The sequence below is a fragment of the Streptomyces solincola genome (genome assembly GCF_002982015.1).
GTDB lineage: Bacteria > Actinomycetota > Actinomycetes > Streptomycetales > Streptomycetaceae > Streptomyces > Streptomyces solincola.
On sequence record NZ_PVLV01000563.1, the window covers coordinates 1 to 6270 of the forward strand.

At 75.1% G+C, this 6270-nt stretch carries 5 protein-coding genes and 1 pseudogene; 3 read left to right on the forward strand and 3 right to left on the reverse strand.

Annotated features, from left to right (window positions below; all coding sequences use genetic code 11):
* A partial coding sequence (locus C6N75_RS27220; protein WP_258177641.1) for a mannosyltransferase family protein occupies positions 1-1190 on the forward strand: 1190 nt, incomplete at its 5' end.
* A gap of 80 nt (positions 1191-1270) precedes the next feature.
* Here C6N75_RS27220 and C6N75_RS27225 read toward each other — a convergent pair.
* The gene (locus tag C6N75_RS27225; RefSeq protein ID WP_105871534.1) at positions 1271-1918 is read right to left on the reverse strand and encodes a L,D-transpeptidase family protein; all 648 of its coding nucleotides are present in this window, start codon (positions 1916-1918) and stop codon (positions 1271-1273) included.
* Positions 1919-2071: 153 nt separating this feature from the next.
* On the reverse strand, positions 2072-3391 hold the full coding sequence (locus tag C6N75_RS27230) for an MFS transporter (protein WP_105871532.1): 1320 nt from the start codon (positions 3389-3391) through the stop codon (positions 2072-2074).
* Between the two features lie 62 nt (positions 3392-3453).
* Between C6N75_RS27230 and C6N75_RS27235 the strand changes: the two genes are divergently transcribed.
* Positions 3454-4449 carry a LysR family transcriptional regulator gene (locus C6N75_RS27235; protein WP_105871533.1) on the forward strand — a complete coding sequence of 332 codons (996 nt, stop codon included), beginning with the start codon at positions 3454-3456 and terminating at the stop codon, positions 4447-4449.
* Here the strand turns inward: C6N75_RS27235 and C6N75_RS27240 are convergent.
* Entirely contained in the window at positions 4446-5870 is a 1425-nt protein-coding gene (locus C6N75_RS27240; RefSeq protein ID WP_258177642.1) for a helix-turn-helix domain-containing protein, read from the reverse strand. The two genes, C6N75_RS27235 and C6N75_RS27240, sit on opposite strands and share 4 nt — an antisense overlap.
* A gap of 196 nt (positions 5871-6066) precedes the next feature.
* On the opposite strand from C6N75_RS27240, the pseudogene C6N75_RS31870 reads away from it, so the two are divergent.
* Positions 6067-6270, forward strand: a pseudogene (locus C6N75_RS31870) (DUF4232 domain-containing protein); the annotation flags it as partial.

Consider the following 6270-nt stretch of genomic DNA (forward strand, 5'->3'; position numbering starts at 1 on the left):
AGGTAGAGCAAGAGCGCCCCCCGGCCCGCGGGCCCCGGCCACCGCCCGCCCGGCGCGGACGGTGGCCGGGGCCCGCGGACCGGGAGGCGCTCTGGCTCTACCTGGTGACCCGGCTGGCGCTGGCCGTCACCGCCTACTGCGCGCGCCGGCTGTTCCCCGCCGACCGCGACGCCCGCGACGCCGGCCCGTTCCTGGCGGCGTTCGAGCAGTGGGACTGGGGCCTGTACCTGAAGATCGCCCGCGACGGCTACTTCCCCGGCGGGGCCGGTCCGGGGACGGACGGCTGGGACAACCGGGAGGCGTTCCTGCCCGGCTTCCCGACGGTGCTGCGCGCGGTGCACGCGGTGGTCCCGCACTGGCCGGCCGCCGGGCTGCTGGTGTCGCTGGCCGCGGGCGCGGTGGCCGTGGTGGCGCTGGCCCGGCTCGCCCGCTCCTACCTGCCGGACACGGGCGCCGCCGGACCCCGGCGCACCGTGCTGTTCTTCCTGCTCTCGCCGTGCGCGGTGTTCCTGGCGGCCGGCTACACCGAGGCGCTGTTCCTGGCCTTGGCGCTGCCGGCCTGGCTGGCCGCCCGGCGCGGCGCCTGGCCGCAGGCCGCCGTGCTGACGGCGCTGTCCGCCACCGTGCGGGTCAGCGGGCTGTTCCTCGCCGCCGCGCTGCTCGCGCAGTTCCTGCTGACCGCCCGCCGCCCGTGGCGCCAGGCGCCCTGGCTGCTGCTGTGCGCGCTGCCGCCCGCCGCGTACACCGCCTACCTGTATCTGCACACCGGCGACTGGATGGCCTGGAAGCACGCCCAGGAGCGCGGCTGGTACCGGGACTTCCACCCGCCGTGGGAGGCGTGGGCGCACACCTGGCAGGCGGCCTTCGGCGAGGCGTACGCCACCGGCTACGCGCTCACGTCCCAGGCGGAGTTGCTGGCAATGACCGGCGGGCTCGTGCTGCTCGGCGTACTGCTGTGGCGGCGGCAGTGGCCGGAAAGCGTCTATCTGGCGGCGACGTTGTGGGCACTGGGCACCTCGTTCTGGTACACGTCCGTGCCCCGCTCCACCCTGCTGTGGTGGCCGCTGTGGATCGGTCTGGCGGCGCTCAGCCTGCGCAGGCCCCGTTTCACCACCGCCTGGCTGTGCCTGACCGTTCCGCTGTCGGCGGCGCTCGCGTACGCCTTCCTGACCGGCCGCTGGGCCGGCTGACCGCGACCGGCGCACGCACGCGGAAGGGGCCCGGAGACCCGGGCCCCTTCCCCTGCTCGCCTGCCTGCCCCGCGGCCGTGTCACGTCCCGGGCTTGCGCCCGTAGACGAAGACGTCGTCGCCGTTCTTCAGCAGGTCCCAGTACTTCTTGGCGTCGGTGCGGGTCATGTTGACGCAGCCGCCCGAACCGGGCGGGTTCCACATCGACTTGTCGGCGGCGTGGAACGCCTGGCCGCCGTCGAAGAACTGCGAGTGCGGCATCCACACCTTGTACAGCGTCGACCAGTGGTTGGCGCTGCGGTAGTAGACCTTCTTGGCCCCGGTGCGGGTCGGGGTGGCCTTCTTGCCGGTGCGCACCGGCACCGGGCCGTACACCAGCTTCTTGCCGTCCTGCACCCAGGACAACTGCCGGGTGAGGTCCACGCAGGCGATCCGGCCCTTGTCGGTCGGGCACTTGCCGGCGGCGTTCGGCGTCTTGCCGGCGGCCTTCTGCTGGATCATCGTGTTCATCGTCTGCCAGGTCAGCGGCCCGGCGAAGCCGATGGTCGGCGTGATGCCGTGCTTCTTCTGGAAGCCCTGGATCGCCTTGCAGTCGGCGGCCGACTGCCGGCCGTCGGCCGTGCGGCCCAGGAACTTCTCGACCTGCTTCTGGTGCGGCCCGGTCGACGTCGTACAGGACGCCGCCTGGGCGGGTGCGGCGCCGAGCGCCGCCGTCAACGGGATGACCATCCCGGCCACCGCCAGCGAAGCGGCCGTGCGTCTGCGTATCGCGGCCACGTCCGTCCCCCCTCCGAGGTTGTCTGTGCTACGGGTTGCGGATGCTGCCCCCCGGCCGGTGGTGGCTGCCCCGGTCGGGGGCCCGCCATGCCGGCAAAAGCACTGCTATGCCCGTAGGACGCTGGGAGAGCCGGTGTGGTTGTACGTTTCCCGGCCGTTTTTCCGGGCGCGCTCGCGCTCCTCGGCCCTCAGTTCGACGCGGGCCCGGTGGGTGCCGTACAGCGTGACCGACACCACGCCGAGGACGGCGACCAGACCCAGCAGCACGGTGCCCGCCCAGCCGCCGGCGTGGAAGGCGACCGCGCCGAGCGTGCCGCCGGCGCTGGAGCCCAGGTAGTACGCCGACTGGTACAGCGCCGACGCCTGCGCCCGCCCGTGGGCGGCGGTGCGGCTGACGCTGGAGGAGGCGACCGCGTGCCCGGCGAAGAAGCCGGCCGTGATCAGCACCAGCCCGGCCAGCACCCCGGTGAGCGTCTCCGCCAGCGAGAGCAGCAGCCCGGCCGCGGTGGCGGTCACCGCCAGGTACAGCGCGCCGCGCCGCCCCAGCCGCGCCACCAGCTTCCCGGCCGCCGCCGAGGAGAAGGTGCCCACCAGGTAGATCAGGAACACCGAGCCGATCACGCCCTGCGGAAGCGAGAACGGCTCCTCGACCAGCCGGTAGCCGATCACCGTGTACACCGCGCCGAACACCGTCATGAACAGCGCGCCGATCGCGTACAGCCGCAGCAGCAGCGGATCCGACAGATGCGCCTTCACCGTCCGCGCCAGCGCCGCCGGGCTGCCGGTGCCCGGGGTGAAGTGCCGGGCCTTCGGCAGCAGCAGCCGGAACGCCACCGCGCACACCGCGGCCATCAGCCCGACCGCGGCGACCCCGGCCCGCCAGCCCCAGAGCTGCGCGGCCCAGCCGGTGACGACCCGGCCGCTCATCCCGCCGATCGAGTTGCCCGCCACGAACAGCCCGATCGCGGCGACCAGCGCCCTGGGCCGGACCTCCTCCGCCAGGTACGCCATCGCCGAGGCCGGCACCCCGGCCAGCGCCGCGCCCTGCACCGCGCGCAGCGCCACCAGCGACTCGATGGACGGGGCGAACGGCGTCAGCAGGCCGATCGCCACCGCGACCGCGAGCGAGCCGGTCATCATCGCCCGGCGGCCGAACCGCTCCGACAGCGCGCTCAGCGGCAGCACGCACAGCGCCAGCGCGCCGGTGGCCGCGGACACGGTCCAGCTCGCGGTGGACGCGCTCACCCCGTAGGCGGCGGAGACGTCCGGCAGCAGGGCCTGGGTGGAGTAGAGGAGGGCGAACACGGCGAGGCCGGCCGCGAACAGCGCGAGGCTCGTGCGGCGGTAGCCGGGTCGTCCGGGGGCAAGGCGGGAGTCGGCGTCCACACGTGCGGTGGTGGACACCGCGGTACTTGCGGAAGGCATGCCTCGAACGTAGGCGCGGCCGACTCATGCGTCCAATGCATGGAACTGCTGTAATCGTTCCCATGGTGCATAACAACAGCTCACCGCCGTGGCTGTCACCGGACGGTAACGAAGAAGACATGGGCCTGCTGCTCGCGCCGAGGCTCTCCTACTTCGCCGCGGTCGCCCGCCACGAGCACGTCACCCGCGCCGCGCAGGACCTCGGCGTCCCCCAGTCGACGCTGTCGCGGGCCATGGTCCGGCTCGAAGCCGACCTCGGCGTCGCGCTGTTCGCCCGGCGCGGGCGCACCGTCGCCCTCACCCCGGCCGGCCGCTCCTTCCTCGCCGCGGCCGAACGCGCCCTCGCCGAGGTGGAACGGGCCGCCGACACCGTACGCGCCGACGCCGACCCGGCCGCCGGGCGGGTCGCCTTCGGCTTCCTGCACACCATGGGCTCGGAGACCGTCCCCGCGCTGATCCGCGCCTTCCGCGTCGACCACCCCAAGGTCCGCTTCACCCTGGTGCAGAACTACGGCGAGGCGATGATCGAACGGCTGCGCGCCGGCGAGCTCGACCTCTGCCTGACCTCCCCCGTCCCCGACGCCCCCGACCTGGTCACCCGCCGGCTCGACGAACAGCGGCTGCGCCTGGTCGTCCCCGACGAACACCGCCTCGCCCGCCGCAAACGGGTCCGCCTCGCCGAGGCCGCCGACGAGGCCTTCGTCACCCTGGAGGCCAACTACGGGCTGCGCCGCATCACCGACGCGCTGTGCGCCGAGGCCGGCTTCACCCCGCGGGTCGCCTTCGAGGGCGAGGAGGCCGAGACGCTGCGCGGCCTGGTCGCCGCCGGCCTCGGCGTCGCCCTCCTGCCGCCGCCCGCCGTGCCCCGACCCGGCGTCGTCGAGCTGACCGTGACCGCGCCCCGGGCCGCCCGCGAGATCGGCGTCGCCTGGCTGGACGGCCACCCCGACACCCAGCCGGTCGCCGCCTTCAAGCGCTTCCTGCTCTCCCGCCGCGGCAGGCTGCTCGGCGAGCACGGCATGCACCCGGCGGACCAGAGCCCCCGAGAGGAGCCCTAGGGGACCTGCGCGCCCTGCGGCTCCTCCCGGATCCACTCGCCGCCGCCCAGCGGGTAGTGGTAGGCCGGCCGCCCGGCCGCGCCGCTGGTACGGAACGGCTTGCCGTCGTCGTCGATGTGCACCGTGCCCTGCCGGTCGCCGCTGGACCACTTCAGGGTGAGGTCCCAGCGCACGTCGTGCGCCCGGGTGCGCACGGTGACATGGAATTGCAGCGGGTCGGACTCGGTGACGCCGTACGGGAAGTCCGGCTGGCCGTTCTTCGGCACGGCGACCGGGCTGCCGGCGTCCAGGTCCACGTCGAACGACCTGCGCTCGACCTGGCCGCCGCAGCCCGAGCCCATCGCGTAGTCGTTCCAGGCGGGCGGCGCGCCCTTGGAGACCACCCGCACCTGGAGCGAGTCCAGCACCACGGTCTGCCTGCCGGTGCCCTGGAGGTTGACCGCGATCCGCTGCTCCCCGGCCGACACCGCTCCGTAGGCGGCGGCCCAGCGCGGGGCGTCCTGCTCGGTCGCGGCCGGCGGACCCACCTGCGCGGGCTCGCTCTGCACCAGGAAGTGCTGGCTGCACGGGCCGTCGTAGACGAACGGCCGCACGGCGACGTTCACCGACGCGCCGCCCTGCGGCTCGGCCCCGCCCCCGTTCCCGCCCTCCGGGGCCGCCGGCTTCGGCTCCGACGCCGAGGCCGAGGCAGACGGCCCGTCCGCCCCCGGGCTCCGGGACGGCGACGGGGAGCCCGAGACGGATCCGGACGGCGTGGGGGAGGGGCTGCCCGACGGGGCGGGCCGCTCGCCGTCCGGCCGCCCGGTGGCCGCGCCCCCGGACTCGGCCACCGGACCGGAGACCGTCTCCCGCCCGTCGCCCCCCGAGGAGGCAGGCAGGTTCACCGCCAGTACGACCGTGCCCAGCACGGCCGCCGCCGCCGCGACCAGCGCGGCACGCCGCCGGCCGGGCCCCGCCGCCCCGGCCGGAGCCGCCTCGGCAAGCGGGAGCGGGGCTGCCGGTGCGTCGGGTACGCCACCGGCAGCCGCGCGCTCGTCCGCTACGGGGCCGGTGGGCGCGTCCTCGTCCGGTACGGGGCCGGCGGCCGCGTTCGCCGCCGCACCCGCACCCGCCGCGCCCGCCGCCGCTGCGCCCCCCGCCGCCTTACGCCCTCTCGCCGCGTCCGCCAGGATCCAGCGGCGGTGCAGTTCCACCAGCTCCTCGGGGCGCGCCCGGCAGACCCGGGCGAGCCGCTCGACCGGCGCGTAGTCGGCCGGCGTGGCGGTGCCGTTGCAGTAGCGGTGCAGCGTCGACGTACTCATGTGCAATCGCTTGGCGAGCGCCCCGTAGCTCAGTCCCGAGCGCTCCTTCAGCCCGCGCAGCAACTCCGCGAAAGCCTCCGCCTCCCCGTCCGCCCCTGCCGCTCCCCTGGCCCCTGCCACCGCGTTCCCCTTCCCCGTGCGGCCCGGCGCGTCCCATTCCCGCGTTCCAGGCCGCTGGTGTTCTTGCTGGTCACAGCCCGTTCCGGCGTTCCACCGTCCCCAACTGCCCGGTGTCCGTGGCAGGTGGGACGGATCACCGCACAAGCTTCGGTCATCCAAGCACCACACCACCGCAGCACCGAAGGGACTCACCCTCGTGTCGAACGCCCGTACCTCCCGCACCCGTCTGCTGACCGCCGCCGCGACCGCCGCGATCGCCGCCCTCTCCCTTACCGCCTGCAACGGCGGGTCGGGTGCCAAGGACGCCGGCATGGCGCCCGCCGCCTCCTCGTCGTCGCCCTCGGCCGCCCCCGCCACGCCCGGCGCCACGGCGCCGGGCGTGGCGGGGGCGGCCGAGGGC